Source organism: Chloroflexus sp. MS-G, assembly GCF_000735195.1.
Taxonomy (GTDB): domain Bacteria; phylum Chloroflexota; class Chloroflexia; order Chloroflexales; family Chloroflexaceae; genus Chloroflexus.
Map to the genome: position 1 here is coordinate 15,928 of NZ_JPIM01000054.1, position 15,763 is coordinate 31,690.

At 54.7% G+C, this 15,763-nt stretch carries 14 protein-coding genes and 2 tRNA genes; 6 read left to right on the forward strand and 10 right to left on the reverse strand.

Translation table 11 applies throughout. The annotated features are described in order from the left end of the window. Positions 1–7 precede the first annotated feature (7 nt). The 3 genes from JE47_RS0111185 to ftsZ are packed head-to-tail and all read left to right on the forward strand — an operon-like array spanning position 8 to position 3,327. Positions 8–826, forward strand: coding sequence for a cell division protein FtsQ/DivIB (locus JE47_RS0111185; protein ID WP_031459843.1), 819 nt, complete (start codon positions 8–10; stop codon positions 824–826). Between the two features lie 34 nt (positions 827–860). Beyond that, positions 861–2,108 carry a cell division protein FtsA gene (ftsA, locus tag JE47_RS0111190; protein ID WP_031459844.1) on the forward strand — a complete coding sequence of 416 codons (1,248 nt, stop codon included), beginning with the start codon at positions 861–863 and terminating at the stop codon, positions 2,106–2,108. Between the two features lie 25 nt (positions 2,109–2,133). Continuing rightward, complete coding sequence (gene ftsZ / locus JE47_RS0111195) at positions 2,134–3,327, forward strand: cell division protein FtsZ (protein WP_031459845.1); 1,194 nt, start codon at positions 2,134–2,136, stop codon at positions 3,325–3,327. Between the two features lie 150 nt (positions 3,328–3,477). On the opposite strand, the gene cysS is transcribed toward ftsZ, so the two are convergent. From cysS to JE47_RS0111220, 4 genes are all read right to left on the reverse strand, one after another. After that, on the reverse strand, positions 3,478–4,674 hold the full coding sequence (gene cysS, locus JE47_RS0111200) for a cysteine--tRNA ligase (RefSeq protein WP_031459846.1): 1,197 nt from the start codon (positions 4,672–4,674) through the stop codon (positions 3,478–3,480). A 946-nt stretch (positions 4,675–5,620) separates the two neighbouring features. After that, entirely contained in the window at positions 5,621–6,067 is a 447-nt protein-coding gene (locus JE47_RS0111210; protein ID WP_031459847.1) for an SH3 domain-containing protein, read from the reverse strand. 437 nt (positions 6,068–6,504) lie between these two features. Beyond that, positions 6,505–6,581 (reverse strand) — tRNA-Pro (locus tag JE47_RS0111215). An 11-nt stretch (positions 6,582–6,592) separates the two neighbouring features. Next, positions 6,593–6,680 (reverse strand) — tRNA-Leu (locus JE47_RS0111220). Positions 6,681–6,986: 306 nt separating this feature from the next. Here JE47_RS0111220 and JE47_RS0111225 point away from each other — a divergent pair. From JE47_RS0111225 to lgt, 3 genes are read left to right on the forward strand one after another with little or no spacing between them, the layout of a single operon-like run. Beyond that, positions 6,987–8,381: an FHA domain-containing serine/threonine-protein kinase gene (locus JE47_RS0111225; protein WP_031459848.1), complete on the forward strand. Its 1,395-nt coding sequence runs from the start codon at positions 6,987–6,989 to the stop codon at positions 8,379–8,381. Continuing rightward, a complete protein-coding gene (gene purQ, locus JE47_RS0111230) occupies positions 8,372–9,136 on the forward strand; it encodes a phosphoribosylformylglycinamidine synthase I (RefSeq protein ID WP_031459849.1) in 765 nt (254 codons plus the stop codon). Before JE47_RS0111225 ends, purQ begins: the two co-directional genes overlap by 10 nt. Positions 9,137–9,192: 56 nt before the next feature. Beyond that, a complete protein-coding gene (gene lgt / locus JE47_RS0111235; protein ID WP_051871138.1) occupies positions 9,193–10,113 on the forward strand; it encodes a prolipoprotein diacylglyceryl transferase in 921 nt (306 codons plus the stop codon). A gap of 105 nt (positions 10,114–10,218) precedes the next feature. Here the strand turns inward: lgt and JE47_RS0111240 are convergent, their stop codons facing one another. The 6 genes from JE47_RS0111240 to JE47_RS0111265 all read right to left on the reverse strand — a co-directional run. Beyond that, positions 10,219–11,256, reverse strand: coding sequence for a glycosyltransferase family 4 protein (locus tag JE47_RS0111240; RefSeq protein WP_031459851.1), 1,038 nt, complete (start codon positions 11,254–11,256; stop codon positions 10,219–10,221). Positions 11,257–11,369: 113 nt separating this feature from the next. Further along, positions 11,370–12,545 carry a GNAT family N-acetyltransferase gene (locus JE47_RS0111245; RefSeq protein WP_031459852.1) on the reverse strand — a complete coding sequence of 392 codons (1,176 nt, stop codon included), beginning with the start codon at positions 12,543–12,545 and terminating at the stop codon, positions 11,370–11,372. Continuing rightward, the gene (locus JE47_RS0111250; RefSeq protein WP_031459853.1) at positions 12,542–13,609 is read right to left on the reverse strand and encodes a class I SAM-dependent methyltransferase; all 1,068 of its coding nucleotides are present in this window, start codon (positions 13,607–13,609) and stop codon (positions 12,542–12,544) included. The genes JE47_RS0111245 and JE47_RS0111250 overlap by 4 nt, the downstream gene beginning before the upstream one ends. After that, positions 13,606–14,061, reverse strand: a complete 456-nt coding sequence (locus JE47_RS0111255; protein WP_031459854.1) for a DUF6992 family protein — start codon at positions 14,059–14,061, stop codon at positions 13,606–13,608. Before JE47_RS0111255 ends, JE47_RS0111250 begins: the two co-directional genes overlap by 4 nt. Positions 14,062–14,550: 489 nt before the next feature. Further along, positions 14,551–15,222: a hypothetical protein gene (locus JE47_RS0111260; protein WP_081910024.1), complete on the reverse strand. Its 672-nt coding sequence runs from the start codon at positions 15,220–15,222 to the stop codon at positions 14,551–14,553. Between the two features lie 26 nt (positions 15,223–15,248). Beyond that, on the reverse strand, positions 15,249–15,763 hold a 515-nt coding region (locus JE47_RS0111265; protein ID WP_031459856.1), incomplete at its 5' end, for a selenium-binding protein SBP56-related protein.

Genomic DNA, 15,763 nt, shown 5'->3' on the forward strand with positions numbered 1-15,763 from the left:
TGAGCACATGGAGTACAATCCGCCAGATACCCGTAAACGAATCGCTGCCCGCCGCCGACGCTTGAGTCAGCAGAGCACAGCCGCGGTTGTTCCCGGCTGGCGCTGGCGTCTGTACGATGGCTTGCGGAGTGGACGGATTGTGAGTGGCATTTTGTTTGTGATGAGTTGTATTCTGCTGTTCTATGTATTGTTTAGTGATCGGTTTCGCGTACAGACGGTTGAAGTGGTAGGGGCCGAATTGCTCAGCCCAGAGCGAATTGTTGCCGCAGTTCCGCTTAGAGGGTTGCCGATCTGGTTGATCGACGAGCAGCAAACGATTGCGCCATTGTTGCGGAGTCCATTCGTTGAACGCGCCGAACTGACGCTGAGTTTACCTGATCGCGCCCGTATCGTTATCGTCGAACGACAACCGGCTATGTACTGGCGTAGCAACGGGATTGATTATCTGGTAGATCGGCAAGGATATGTTATTGAAGCGGCTACCACACCGCCACCCGCCGATGCACTAGTAATTGTTGATACATCAAACCTCCCCGTTGAACCGAATATGCGGCTCGATAGTGATGCCATCATGCTGGCTCGTGAATTGGCATGGATATTGCCGCATGACATCGGACTACAGCCAGCCCAAATTGGCTGGGATTTCGGATTAGGAGTATTTGTGCGTACTGCGCAGGATCAGATGATTGTGTTTGGTCGTAGTGAACATCTGAAACGTAAATTGACAATTCTCGCCTATCTACTTACCGATGGCACGGCATTTACCTATCTTGATTTACGGCCGGTTAACCCATTTTATCAAAATCGCACCGATGGTCGTCCGTGAACCATAACCATTGGTGGCAGGCAGTGAGGATGATATGGCACGCACCATGGCACGCACCATTGTTGGAATAGATGTTGGCTCAAGTAAAATCTGTACGATTGTCGGCCAGGTTGGTGATGGCCGACGGCTAAACATTCTCGGTGTTGGGATGGTGCCCAGCCGTGGGATCGATAAAGGTGTGGTTGTGAATATTGATGATGCAGCGACAGCGATTGAGGCGAGTCTGGAAAAAGCCGAGCGCGCCAGTGGTTGTCGCATCAACCAGGCCTTTGTCGGTGTGGCGGGCCGTCATATTTCGTCGCTTAACAGTCGGGGTGTGGCCGCTGTGCAGAATCCCGACGGGATTACCCGCCAGGACGTGGCACGGGCTATCGAAGCCGCGCAGTTGGTCGCCCTCCCAACACAACGCGAGATCATCCACGTTATTCCGCGCACGTATGTGATCGACGGCAACGATGGCATTCGCGACCCAATCGGGATGAGTGGTCTACGGCTTGAGGTGGAAACGCACATCATCACCGGCGAGGCGATGGCGATTCAAAATCTGATTCGCAGTGTTGAACGGGCTGGTGTGCAGATTGATGATCTGGTTTTACAGCCGCTTGCGGCAGCCGAGGCAGTCCTTAGCGACGACGATAAAGAGCGGGGGGTGATGCTCATTGATATTGGCGGAGCGACCACCGATCTCGCTATTTTTGCCCAGGGCGGGGTGTGGCATACCGGTGTGATTCCAGTTGGCGGTCAGCATTTTACCAACGACATCGTTTACGTTCTCCATACACCGCCGAATACTGCCGAATATCTGAAACTTCGTTATGGCAGTGCGATAGCCGGTCATCCACCCGCACCGGGTGATGAGAGCGATCTAATCGATGCCGAAACATTGACAGTCGGTGAAAAGCAGCAGATCAGTGCCCATTTGCTGAAACAAGTCTTGCAAGCACGGGCTGAGGAGTTAATCGAGCTGATCGTGGCTGAAGCCCGACGGAGTGGCTACGACGGGATGCTCCCCGCCGGGATCGTTTTAACCGGTGGTGGTGCTCAACTTCAGCGCTTCGATGAGCTACTGCGTGACGATTTAGGATTACCAGTACGGATCGGAATTCCGGGTGGCTTGGGGGGCTTAACCGATTCGCTCGACTCGCCGGCTTATGCAACTGCCGTTGGGCTTTTACGATGGGGAATACGCTACGGTGGGCGGCCACCTGAATCGTCCTCGTCTGATGATACGACTTCACTGTACGAGCGCTTCCGCCGCTGGTTGCGCGAATTACTACCATAGTTACCAATGTCAAGGAGGTTTTTCCATGGTTGATCGCAGCAGCAATGGATTCTCGCTAGAAGACTTCGCTCAGATCAAGGTGATCGGTGTCGGTGGCGGCGGCAGCAATGCAGTAGACCGCATGATTGCCGCCGGTGTCCAGGGGGTAGAGTTCATTACGGTGAATACCGATGTGCAAGCGCTGATGCACTCGCTGGCCCCAGTGCGGATTCGGATCGGTGATAAGCTCACACGCGGTCTCGGCAGCGGCGGGAATCCGGTTATTGGTCAGAAAGCTGCCGAAGAGAACCAAGAAGACATTTACGAGCAGTTGAAGGGTGCGGATATGGTGTTTGTGGCTGCCGGTATGGGTGGGGGTACCGGTACCGGCGCTTCACCTATCATCGCCGGCATTGCCCATGACCTTGGTGCATTGACTGTTGGCGTTGTCACGCGCCCCTTCACCTTTGAGGGAAATCACCGTCGCAAGGTCGCTGAGGCGGGTATCGAACAGTTGCGTCCGGTGGTTGATACCCTGATCGTTATTCCTAACGACCGTCTGTTGCAAACGGCCAGCAAGAACACAACGTTCCAACAGGCATTTCAGATGGCCGATGATGTGTTGCGGCAGGGTATTCAGGGTATCTCAGATCTGATCACACAGCGCGGCTTGATTAACGTTGACTTTGCCGATGTTAAGACCATTATGGCCCAGCAAGGGTCAGCGTTGATGGCGGTTGGCTACGGTAAGGGTGATACTCGCGCAATCGATGCAGTGAATCAGGCAATTGCCAGTCCCTTGCTCGAAGTAAGTATCGATGGCGCGAAGGGAGTACTCTTCAATATCACCGGTGGTGAAGATTTAGGGATTATGGAAGTCTACGAAGCGGCAGACATCGTCGCTAAGCAAGTTGATCCTGATGCCAATATTATTATCGGCGCGGTGATTGATCCAAATTTCCCGCCCGGTGAGATCAAGATCACGCTCATCGCCACCGGCTTCGATGTCAATCGCACCTCGAACGTTCAACGCACCCGGTCGTATCCAACAGCAGCAACAAGCACCGGTCAGGCCACCGGCCAGATCGGCGGTCAGACCACCCAACGGCCGCGCCAGCCGACACCGGCGCCAACATCAGCGCCGACACCGCCAGTGCAGCCGGTACGTCCGACGATTAGCAATGATGATCTCGATATTCCGCCCTTCTTGCGTGGGCGCGATCGGAATCGTCAGCGTTAACGTACCGGTCAGGCGAGTATCAGTGCGTTCTCCCTCACCTTCCCCTCACCCCCGTTCTCTCCCTCCAGAGGAGAGGATGGGGGAATACTATGCGCTACGCGGTGTTTCCGCTTTCAGACAGGGATGTACCTTGCTCGTGCAACCACACCCTCAACGCAACGTGAATCCTAGCATCAAAGCTAGGTCACGCACCATGGCTTGTGCAGCACTCACGTCGCGTCCCTCATGGGCAGCGTTGATAATCATACCGACCATCGCATGCAATGTGGCCAGTACAGCCGGCGTATTCAGATCGTTGTTCATTTCGGCAATCATATCATCGCGGCCACGGCTCAGATCGAGTGGACTGAGGGTGCCACTCGGCAGACTCAAAGCATGACGGACATCGGCAGCGTATTGCTCGTAGCGTGCAAGGGCATCACGACGATAATCAAACTCTTCACGATAGTGTTCACTGAGTAAATACCAGCGAATGGCATCCGGGTGATGGATGCGCAGGACATCGCGGGCAAAGACCAGATTACCGAGTGATTTACTCATCTTCTCGCCATCGAGCCAGACCAGACCGACGTGCATCCAGAAGCGGGCAAACGGACGTTTGCCGGTAACCGATTCGCTCTGGGCAATTTCACACGAATGGTGAGGAAAGATAAGATCGGCGCCACCACCGTGAATATCAATCTGATCGCCGAGGTAGCGTTGCGACATTGCACTGCACTCAATATGCCAGCCCGGTCGGCCTAATCCCCACGGACTCTCCCACTTCGGTTCGTCGGGATTACCACGTTGCCAGAGCACAAAATCGAGCGGGTCACGCTTGTTGGGATCAGCAGGATTATTGCCGCGTTGATTGGCAATTGCCAAGAGTTCGTCGTACCCCATCCGCGCCATACGGCCAAAATCGGGATCGGTTTGAATACTGAAATAGACGTTACCATCAACTACGTAGGCATGACCGAGTTCGATCAGGCGCTCAATGATCGGAATCATGGCCCCTACTTCTTCGCTTACTCGCGGAAAGAAGGTTGGCGGCAAGATGTTCAGACCGGCACAGTCGGCGCGTAACTGTGCAATCTGGCGTTCGGCAAGTTCATCCCACCGCACACCGTCACGCCTGGCCCGCTCGAACAACGGATCATCAACATCGGTCACATTCTGACAGTAGCGTACCGTTGCTCCTTGCCACTGTAAATAGCGTACCAGTACATCAAAGACGATGAACGTCCGGGCGTGTCCCATATGGGTTGTATCATAGGGTGTCACCCCACAGACATAGAGGGTTACCGGGCGATCGGTCGGAATAGTAAAAGTTTCGCGTGTTCGTGATAATGTACTGAAAAGCTGCATAGGAGCTATCCTTTGCTGGTGCCATCAGGTGGCATGGTCAGATTTCATATACTATGGTATCACTGATCGCCGGAAGTTTTGCTATGTTGTCTTCAAAACACGAGTACGGGCACAGCGGCGCTGCGCCGCAACTGATCTTCTTCTGCGACAGGGTGTTCCGGACAGGCTCTAAACAAGGCGCTATTTTCTTTTGACCGATTCCTGAGACGAGAGAAGCATGGCCTCACTTATTCGATCCAGTTACCTGAAACCAATTCTGGCTGTGCAAACTGTGCTGGTGCGCCGATCGTGTCCATCAACGCAACAGGAGGGGTGGGTTCAACCCCCGAAGTGCCCTTCGCCAGAATGAACAACAAACGTAGCCGGAGGCCCGTGATCTCAGTTGCTCCTCACCTCTGCGAGAGCTTACGGTTTACAAATCGGCCATTTGAGTAGTTCAGTGCTCCCAGTGCGGCCAGGTTCGCTCACCTTCCTCCGGCCCCCGTCCACTCCCATCGCAGGAGCGGACGGCGGAGTCTTGTGGTGACGGAATCTCGGTTGAGACGACCCCTTTTCCCCAAAAGTACCCTAATGGACGGGCGCGGCGGTGCTACGTCTTGATCTGACTGATGCCTGCCAATGCACAGGCGCAGCGCTGCTGCACCTCGACCGAATGGGTCGGATAGGCGCGCTGTGACCATCGGCTTGCATCCATCACCGAAGTACATCCGTCGCGAAGTGATGATGGATGGATGATTCGGATTGGTGCTGAGCGACGAAGGATGATACCAGGCGCGGTACGCACCGTGCGGGCCGGAGGCCCGCGAACCCAGGTGACAGAATCATCGTCTCACGGTCCAACGGATGCAACCTATCAATGGATCTACAGGTGTTGCGTTGCTGCACCCTGGCCGATGGCAGTCACTGCGCCGCTCTTAAGTTGCGTTTTGCGTCAAATGATGACACCTTACGGTGCTACTACCGGTACGAGCACCGCTACCTCAGGAGTCACCTCAAGCACGGTTGCCGACATCCAACCACTCTGACCATCGCTGAGGCGCACCATGTACCAGTTGGCACGTTGCCCTTCCAGTACCACTTCCGTATTCGCCGGCAACACAGTAATGACCTGAAACGATGTTCCCGGCCCACGGCGGACATTCGCTTCTACCCGAACCCGACCGCGTAATGGGCTAACGGTTGGTATAGGGGTTGCTGATGGCCCCAACACGATGATCACCGGGCTGCGGACTGGTTCGGGAGTAATGGGTGTGACCGTAGGCAGACGAGGAATGGTGGGAAATGGAGTGGGTGTGGGCGGTAGAGCGGCAGCCAGATCGATACAACCCGCAAGCGCGAGCAAACATCCTAACCACAACCAGCAACTGACCAGAAAGAGTATTCGTGGCTTCATAGGCGTACTCACTATCAGCCTTTGTCGTACCTGTATCATAGCAGGTTCAACGTTGCCGTGCATGTGATCATTCGATTTGAATCAGGACAGTGATGCTCAGGTGGTATTCTGCTAAGAGCCTATCCGAATAATTGTCTCACCGTACAGCGGATGAAACCTGATAGATGTACGGGCGCAGCGGCGCTTCGCCCCAACCGAATCTTCTTCTGCGACAGGGTATTCCGGATAGGCACTAAGGGGTAATCATCATGGGCTGTGCGACAACCTGATTTCAGCTCATGTCAGCAAACGACCGCACGTAGATTGGGTGCCGACCCCGACCAGTGGGTATAAAACTGGATGAGGGATGTCATCAACTACCAGCCATAACCTGCACGTACACAGGTTCTGACGACAGTAAAGAGCGTCTATGCAATTGCATAGACGCTCTTTTGCATTGGTCGGGGCGAGTGGATTTGAACCACCGACCTCCGCGACCCGAACGCGGCGCTCTACCAGGCTGAGCCACGCCCCGCTATTGTTGAGTGGTGCCGAAGGTGGGACTTGAACCCACACGGGGGTTGATCCCCAACGGTTTTTGAGACCGTCGCGTCTGCCATTCCGCCACTTCGGCATGACAAGGCAGATTATAGCAGTCAATGGGTAGTTCGTCAAGGCGCATAGCGCTTGCGCAGGGGATGCGCTAACCGATACCTTCCGGTCGCATACCACTCGCACACGCAGGTGTTCGCCCTCTGCTGTAGTATCTCTCAAAGCTGAAAGCGCAAGGGTTGTTCAATATTTTCTCCACCTGCTGACACCAATCCTCACACCCCTCTGCCAGTAGAAAAAGAACGTTGAACACCTCTGTTCTGATACACATCGCTCTTGTGCAGTGTAGTATAATTGCTCTGGTATCAGAAATTAGCAGCGACATGCCATGCTTATGCTCGACCGGCTGCCAGACAATCTGACCATCCAGGGAACGACTGATGCGTATACAGTGCTCAACCTCATTGGTCGTGGTGGCATGGGGGCCGTTTACCGTGTTCGCCGGACGAGCGACGGTAGTATATGGGCTTTGAAGGAGATGCGCCCGCTCGATGAAACGAACACAGAAGAGCTGGCCGAAGCACGTCAACTCTTTCTGCAAGAAGCTGAACTTCTGCGCTCACTCTCCTTTCCCAATTTGCCGGTCGTCATTGATCTCTTTGTATACGAAGGTCGCCCGACGATGATCATGGAATTCGTGCCCGGTAAGACACTCGAAGCCATGATCCGTGATGCCAACGCCCCAATGCTCGAACAGCAGGTGATCGGCTACGGCATTCAGCTTTGTCGGGTGTTGCACTATTTGCATACTCGCCAGCCTCCGATCATTTATCGCGATATGAAGCCATCGAACGTTATTGTAACGCCAGATGGCGTTCTGAAACTTATTGATTTCGGTGTGGCACGCAGACATAAAATTGGGAAAACAAAAGATACCATCGCGATGGGATCGGCTGGCTATGCGCCACCTGAGCAGTATGGTCGTGGTCAAACTGATGCGCGTTCAGATATTTATGCACTCGGTGCGACAATGTTCCATCTACTAACAGCAGTTCCGCCGGTACCGCTACAGCCACCACAGCGCGGTGATATTACGCGCATCAATCGGTCGGTAACGCCCGAGACCGAAGCGATTATTATTAAAGCAATGAGTCTGGAACGCGAAAAACGGTTCGTCAGTTGTCTAGAATTAGAACAGGCATTGCATAAGCGATTGACGACGGCGTATGTTGATCCGACGCTGCGGATGGCCCCGCTGCCACCATCGCTGCCACCATCGCAGCCACCTGCGCCGTCACCACCACCTCCGGCGCCTCAAGCTGCCCATCCGTCGCCGTTACCGATTGCTGAGCGTGGTGTCGTTTGTGAACAATGTGGTCGTTTGAACAAACCGCAAGCACGGTTTTGTGCTGGTTGTGGTACGGCGTTACCCACCGCTACACCGGCAGCACTTCCTCAGAAGCCCCCGGCACGCTTGATCGTGCGCTCGCCTTATCGGACGTGGGAAGTCGTTCTTGATCGTTCGCCGATACGGATCGGACGACGCGATCCGCGGCGAACCCATTTTCCTGAAATTGATCTGGCAGAACACGACCGCGGGATTGCTTCGCGGTTGCACGCGATTATTGAATGGCGCGGCGATCACTATATGCTTACCGATCAAAAAAGTACTAATGGGACGCAGATTAATGGTAGGGCTATTCCGCCAAATGTGCCACAACGTCTGCAATCCGGTGATCGAATCAGGATCGGTGAAGTAGAGATGGAGTTTCGGTGGAACTGAAAGTACTTATCTTACGTGCTCCTGGCATCAATCGCGATGCCGATGCTGCGCTGGCCTGTGAGCTGGCCGGTGCATACCCTGAACGGATTCATGTTAATCGCTTGATCGAAGGTTCGATCCGGCTGACCGACTATGCCATGTTAGTGATACCCGGTGGTTTCTCGTATGGCGATCATTTGGGAGCCGGACGTTTGCTGGCGGTTGATTTAATCCATCGTCTGGGAGACGAACTGGAACGATTTGTGGCTGATGGTCGTCCCGTGATTGGAATCTGTAATGGTTTCCAGGTGCTGGTGAAAGCGGGGTTGCTCCCTGGCCCGCTTCGTCAGCCACCACGGGTCACGCTGACGACGAACGAATCCCATCAGTTTGAATGTCGGTGGGTTCAGCTTGAAGCAGTAGCGAACAGTCGCTGCCTCTTTACCCGTGGGATAGAACACCCCCTTGAGGTGCCGGTAGCTCACGGTGAGGGACGGATCGCCGTGCGCGACGAAGCAACTCTGATCGAGCTAGAGAGTAACGGCTTGGTTGCCTTGCGGTACCTCGGTGATGGGTATCCCGCCAATCCAAATGGTTCCCCACACGCGATTGCCGGTCTGTGCAATGCGCAGGGCAATGTGCTGGGTTTGATGCCGCACCCCGAAAATGCGGTACTGCCTCACCAACATCCGCGCTGGACACGTGAACCGACCCGGCATGAAGGTGATGGTTTGCAGATTTTTCGCAATGCAGTGCGCTATGCTGCTTCATTGTAAGTATCGCTAAACGTTTGTGTCGTCGCGATGCCCTCAATTATAGATTTGGAGACAGTATGGTGCTCTATCCACCTGACGATCCTTTTTTGATTAGTTTTACGCTGTTTGGGTTGCCAATTGTTGTGCGCTGGTACGGCGCAATCATCATGACCGGTGCACTGATTGCGGCACTGCTCGCTTCGCGACGGGCAGTTGCTCGTGGCTATCACCCCGATCACGTCTGGAATCAGTTGATGTTGGGGCTTATCTTGGGGATTGCCGGTGCCCGTATCTATTATGTCACCTTTGAATGGGAACGGTTCGCGCCAAATCCATGGAGTGCATTGAACCTAACCACCGGCGGGATCGCGATTCACGGCGCGATTATCGGTGCCCTTCTCTCGACGGTTATCTATACGCGATATGCCAAATTACCGTACTGGGATTGGCTTGACGTCTGTGTCCCTGGTTTCTTACTGGCGCAGAGCATTGGGCGTTGGGGTAATTTTTTTAACCAGGAAGCGTATGGCCGGCCAACCGATTTGCCATTCGGGCTACGCATCGATCCAGAATACCGCCTTCCGCCCTATAACGATTTAACAACGTATCCGATCACCACGCTCTTTCACCCCACTTTTCTCTATGAGTCGATCTGGAATCTGCTTGGTGTCGGTGTCCTGTTATGGCTTGATCGTCGCTTTGGACGTCTGGCGCCACCCGAACGGCGTCGCCTCAAGCCGGGTGATCTGCTGTTTTTGTACGGAATGATCTATTCAAGCGGACGGTTCTGGATCGAAGGCTTACGGGTCGATAGCTTATGTGCGAGCGGCATCGGTGGTGAGTGCGAAGGGAGTATTCGGGTTGCACAATTGGTCAGCATCACGTTGATCGTGCTCTGCGCAGTTCTGATCTATTTGAATCACCGCCACCCCTTCGCCGGGCAGAATCACGAGAATCACGTCGAGTCGTCTCCTTCAACAACCAAGTTACACCCGTAGCACCGTGGTTCGGTCTATCCCAACACCTAGGGGTGACCTCATCGCCAGGTCGCCCCTTATCACCGTCATTCTCATAGATAGCGCAGTACATTTATATGAATCTCGTTACTTGCCGCACAACTGTTCGTACAGGCGTCGAAATCCCTCTCCTAGCGGCCCGTACCCGAAATGGGTAACGACCTTGGCCCGACCATGCTCGCCAAAACGACGCCGTAACCCGGCATCTTCGCCAAGGATACGCACCTTCTCGGCATAGCCGGCAACGTCATCACGGGCAACGAGAAATCCGTTCTCGCCATCATCAACGACTTCGGGCAATGCTGACACATTCGTGGTAACAACGGGGCGACCGCAAGCCAGTGCCTCGGCGGGCGCAATCCCAAACCCTTCCAGACGTGAAGGGAAGAGGAGGATGTCGCAGCTCTGGTACGCCGCTACTAATCCATCGCGATCCGGCGAACCAATCGGGATCATACGAGGATGGGGTGGCCCGGTATCACGCCCTTGAAAGCCGCCGGTATAGTACAGCACATAGTCGGCGGGTAAAAGATCCATTATGCGCGGGAGCAAATCAAACCCCTTGCGTCGCGTTCGATTGCCGACAAACAACAGCCGAATCCGTGCCTCACTCGGCGGTAAACCGTCATCACGACGCTGCATACCCGGTGGCGGTACAAAGACATCAGTGTCAATTCCATCGTAAATGAGCACTGTATCGCGACGACCGTAGGTCGCTTCGACCATTCGTTGGGTAAAGCGACTAACGCAAACCACGGCATCGGCATACGCAATCGAGAGGCCATCGTAGCGCGACTCGATCAACCGGTAGAAGAGCCGTTGGGCGAATGAACTGTACGGTTGCAGGTCGGGATCGGTCGTCAGGTGATGCACTGTTGTCACGACCGGTCGGTCATAGCCACGCAGGCTAAAAGCCACTCGTGAGCGGCCCTGCACGATGTCAAAACGTCGTACTACATCTGCTGGTAGAGCACGTGGAATAAGCATTGGGAGAAAGTTGTACAATTCAGGAAGACGAACCAGTTTAGGATGCAGTCCGGCACGGCGAGTCGCACGGGTGATGTTCTGAATACCAAAATCAACCCCACCACGACCCAAGGGCGAGATGTAGAGTGGTCGTAACATATCAGTAAGCAATTCTGGTCACAACAATAACTGGCTCTATGACAAGGAACTCTCTGCTTTACGAAAACGCGAGGAATACAGTTACAGTGCGAGACGATTGTCGTATCATCAGTTCACCAATAATCAGCACAGAATGGCGGCAAGCCATCGAGTGCTGCTTCGAGGAGCAGCAGCGCCTGACGTTGTGGAGCTGCCAGCAGGCCAAAAGCAACCGCAGTACGTGGCCGCAGATAGCGGCTGAGCAGTTGACTGAGGGTTGCGCTCGTGCAGGCGAGATCAGCTTCACCGGGTCCGAGTCGGGTCACAGTCGCTTTCCCTTGCTGCCATTCGATTCGGTAGCGCCCAGCGTTATCGGGCAGCCACTCGTCAGCGATCTGGATCGTCAAATGACCAGTCGTTGTAGCGGTGAACGGATATTCGGTCAACAGTTGCGCCACATCAAGCACACGCTGCATAAAGAGCGGTACGACCGTCGTTGGTACCGGTGCTGGCAATAGTGCGTTCAGTGGCGCATCAACTGGTGTTGGGATCTCGGCGGCAACGATCTGGTCGGCATGACGGGCAAGAAACACAAAGAGTTGCGCCCGCGCCGTTGGATCAAGGGCAACAATGTCGCGGCAAACAATGCGGTCACCGGTTTCGTGGCGTTCGAGACGGTAGATTAAGTAGGAGCGTCCACGACCCTGGTCATCACGCCAAATGAAGGCATAATATGGTTCTCCACCCCAGGTATGCAACACATCTTCCCGCCACCAGCTCTGATCACGCACCAGTGGGCCATACCGCCCGCGAAGTGCACCGCGATAGATCGTATCAAGTTCCTCAATCTGTGCTGGGCCGGCAGCAACATACGTACCGGCTACTGCCTGAAAGGCACGCAGTTGGCCGGGTGTCGGTTGCACCAGGCGCCGTTCACCGGCCAACGCCCACCCCAGACGATGGTAAAACTCGTGACGGAACGGGTAAAGGAGGGCCAATACGGCTCCTTGTTCACGCAACTCGGTGCAGGCAGCCCGCAGCAACCGTTCAGCGTAGCCACGCCGTCGATACTGCGGCCAGGTCGCTACGCTGCCAATCGCTCCTACCGACAGCGCACCGTTACCGGCCTGCATCCGAAACGGCATGATCTGCAACTGCGCAACCAGCTCACCATGCACAAATAACCCCCGCAGTTGCGCAATCACTTCCGGCGTGTAGCGGCCACGGTGGTACTGGCGGGCAAACGCATACCTGTCGAGTGCCCAAAACTGCTCGAATTCGGCTGATGTCAGTGCACGATACTCTATCATGAGCGCGGTTTTTCAACGAGAATGAAATAACTGCCACAACGCATCCAGCCAAAGAGCCAGAGATCAAGTTCCATCAGCAGGGTAATAGCCAGCAGCGCATAATACACAAGACCCTTCTTGCGCAACCGGTGACGCATCCGCTGGCGCGCCCGAATTTCACGCGCTGCACCGGCGCTCACGTTGCCCGGCGCCACATTTGCCGCAGTACGACTACGGGTGCGCCCAACGATGGCTTCGCCCAACTTCATCAGTACATGCTCGACAAAGGTGGTGAAGAGGCTGTTCCAGAAAATAACCTTTACCGGACGCAAACCGGCACGTTCAAATGCAGCCAGCACATCTTCCCATGTTTCCAGCGCTTTGACATGGTCTGATTTGCGGAGCTTCTCACGTTCAAAGTCATAGACGCCAGCCTTTACGAACAGACGGCCAATATGACGACTTATGTCAATCAGCGGTTGGATTGGCGAACGTTCACGGGTATTAGAAAAGGCCATCATCCGTCCACCGGGTCGTAACACTCTGGCCGTTTCGGCCAGATACGCATCGATAACCGGCAATGGAAAGTGTTCGAGGATGTCAATTGCGAACACCTTATCAAAACTATTGTCGGCAAAGGGCAGCAGACGCGAGTCGGCCTTCGTGAGCGTAACGGTACGTACTGCTTCATCGGCGAAGAGTGTTGCCGGATCAGAGCCGACCATCAGGCCGACATATTTCGCGTTCCAGACCGCATGTTTTGCCGTACCACATCCGTTATCGAGCACAACATCGTTTGCCTGCCAGCGCATCAGCCGCCGGAGGGTACGGTCGCGAACACCGGCAGCCAGCAATGGTGGCGCCAGCTCGCGGTAGTCTAGTTCGGCGGCAAGCTGCTCCTCGTCGCTGACATACTTCGAGACATAATCAAACGCGGTACCACGTGGCATCAGGTCGATATACCCGTCACAAAACGGGTACAGAGTCTGACAACGCGGACAACGTACCCCTTGCGCTTCAACAATGAGCGGTCGCACTCGACATGTAGGACACTGCAACAGCGAAAAGATTCGTTGGTTAATCATAAAGATGGTGTCATCCAACGCCGATTAATTTCAACAGCGAGGATACTATCAAAGAGTAAAAGAAAGAGACCCTGCACAAGAATACCAGCACCCATCCCACGTCGTTCGGCGTGGTTACCAGCTCGCCGTAACAACCATAATCCACTGCCAATGTAGAGCAGATCAAGACCAGCGTTGATCAACAAGATATTACGCAAGCGTTCCGCCGCAGCATGAGCTTCTGCCTCATCAAGATCGCCAATGACCAGGTCTTCAGCCTTCAGCAAGGCCTGCCGCTGACCAGCTTTGGCCAACAGCCAGTCAACAGCTCCCCAACCGATAGCCTGTAACCCAAAATGACGCCAGAAACCGGGGAGCAAGGCAAGCACTGCACCACCGATCATGCTCCCAAGTCCCCACTGCTCAAGTGGCTTCAGGGCATGGTACTGAAAAGAGAAGAAGTTGTTGTTCATAGTCTTACTCGTTCAAGTGAACATCCTCGTATCATTTGCGAGTAGTATACACGGAATGTCAGAGTTGGTGAGCAGAGGAGGACGTTGCAAGTTTTTACCTTACCCGGCAGTGGTGGATCAGCAGAGAGAGAAGAGAAAAGACGGAGAGAGGCAGGTTCCTGACCTGTCTGCCACACGTGCGGAGGTTCACAGCTTTCCGGGCTGATGATGCTCTGCGGCCAGGTCTCCATTCTCTCCGAATCATGCGCGACAGTGCCGCAGTATGGGCACGTGCCAAACCGGCCTGCAATGGAGAGCCGCTGCGCCAACTCATGTATTCCAGGTGCGCACGGCACGACGCAGGTCGGAGATTGACCTCTTGCAATGAGGGGTATATGCTCGATGAGCCTTACTTCTTCTGAACTGTTGATGTCATCCTTCAGCAATCCATTGTCAATTCCTGCGCCCTAAAGGGTATACGACAGACCCACGCGCAGCCCGGTATGCGCATTACAGCATTTCCCACACACCCCATCCTAGCGCTATTACACCGGTTAGCGTCAACACAACAATCCAGATCACGTCAGTATTAATCCAGGCGCGACGCAATACCTCAAGACCGACGATCCAGTATACGACCAGGGCGGCGACTGCCATCGCGAGAAACATGCCAGCCGTATGGACACCAACGGCCAGGAGCGCCGTTCCGAGCGAGTCGGTAAGCGCCGGATTACTGTGATGAACATGACCAGCATGGCTATGCGATGCCATTGGCGTCATTACCGCCAGAAATGGTGCCACCATCAGACCGGCGCCATGAGCAGTTGCCATAAGAAATGACCAAGAAGCCAGTTCTCGTGCGCTGGCGCGGAAGCGTGTTCGTGGATGACGGAAACGAACTAGCAGGCGCCACCCGCCAAAGAGCAGTAGTATCACGCCAGTCAGGACGAGTAAGATGTCGGAAGGGAGTGTCTGACCGATCAGGACTACGACAAGGGCGGCCAGTACGATTGCCGCCGCATGTCCAAGCGCAATTGGGCCAAATGCCGAGATAACGGCGCTGGCACGCTGCTCTTGTAGCCCTAGCCCAACAGCGAATAACCAGCCCATTGCCGGGTTTATGCCGTGAAAGAGGCCAAGGCCGAATAGCGATACCCAGATGAGCATAATTGTCTGGTCCAACCACTGCCTCCTCGTAACGCATCAAATCATGGAAAGCAGTACGAGTCGCTCGAAGAGTCGCCCCCTTGCAAACGAATCTGGTGCACACGCTGTTCACCGAAGTCCACGAAGAAGTTGGGATCGAACTGCATACCGCCTTCGGGGTTCACATCTACTTTCACCATCCAGCCTCGAATGCCATCAGGATAAAATTGCTCGTCCCAGGCTCGATACAGTGAATTGGTGAAATAGACTCGTCGCCCATCGCGGCTCACCTCTACCATCTGCGGACCACCATTGAGCGGCCCTGCGACTGCCGGATGACCGGCCCGACGGACGATACCGCCAATCTGCACAGTACCGGTCAGCCGTGGGTTGAACGGGTCTGACACATCATACTGATGCAACTCGCCGGTGCCCCAACAAGAGACGTACAGGAAACGATCATCAACACTCAGGTTAATATCGGTTACCAGGGGTGGCACTGCTTTAAATGGTTTCAGAATATCGGGAAGCTGATCCTCACTGGCCGGTTCGGCGGGAATGTCGATAACCCTCTTCA

Excerpts from the sequence above, each read along its gene's own strand:
- JE47_RS0111185 (WP_031459843.1), top strand. The coding sequence starts at position 8 with ATGGAGTACAATCCGCCAGATACCCGTAAACGAATCGCTGCCCGCCGC.
- ftsA (WP_031459844.1), top strand. The coding sequence starts at position 861 with ATGGCACGCACCATGGCACGCACCATTGTTGGAATAGATGTTGGCTCA.
- ftsZ (WP_031459845.1), top strand. The coding sequence starts at position 2,134 with ATGGTTGATCGCAGCAGCAATGGATTCTCGCTAGAAGACTTCGCTCAG.
- cysS (WP_031459846.1), bottom strand. The coding sequence starts at position 4,674 with ATGCAGCTTTTCAGTACATTATCACGAACACGCGAAACTTTTACTATT.
- JE47_RS0111210 (WP_031459847.1), bottom strand. The coding sequence starts at position 6,067 with ATGAAGCCACGAATACTCTTTCTGGTCAGTTGCTGGTTGTGGTTAGGA.
- JE47_RS0111225 (WP_031459848.1), top strand. The coding sequence starts at position 6,987 with ATGCTTATGCTCGACCGGCTGCCAGACAATCTGACCATCCAGGGAACG.
- lgt (WP_051871138.1), top strand. The coding sequence starts at position 9,193 with ATGGTGCTCTATCCACCTGACGATCCTTTTTTGATTAGTTTTACGCTG.
- JE47_RS0111240 (WP_031459851.1), bottom strand. The coding sequence starts at position 11,256 with ATGTTACGACCACTCTACATCTCGCCCTTGGGTCGTGGTGGGGTTGAT.
- JE47_RS0111245 (WP_031459852.1), bottom strand. The coding sequence starts at position 12,545 with ATGATAGAGTATCGTGCACTGACATCAGCCGAATTCGAGCAGTTTTGG.
- JE47_RS0111250 (WP_031459853.1), bottom strand. The coding sequence starts at position 13,609 with ATGATTAACCAACGAATCTTTTCGCTGTTGCAGTGTCCTACATGTCGA.
- JE47_RS0111255 (WP_031459854.1), bottom strand. The coding sequence starts at position 14,061 with ATGAACAACAACTTCTTCTCTTTTCAGTACCATGCCCTGAAGCCACTT.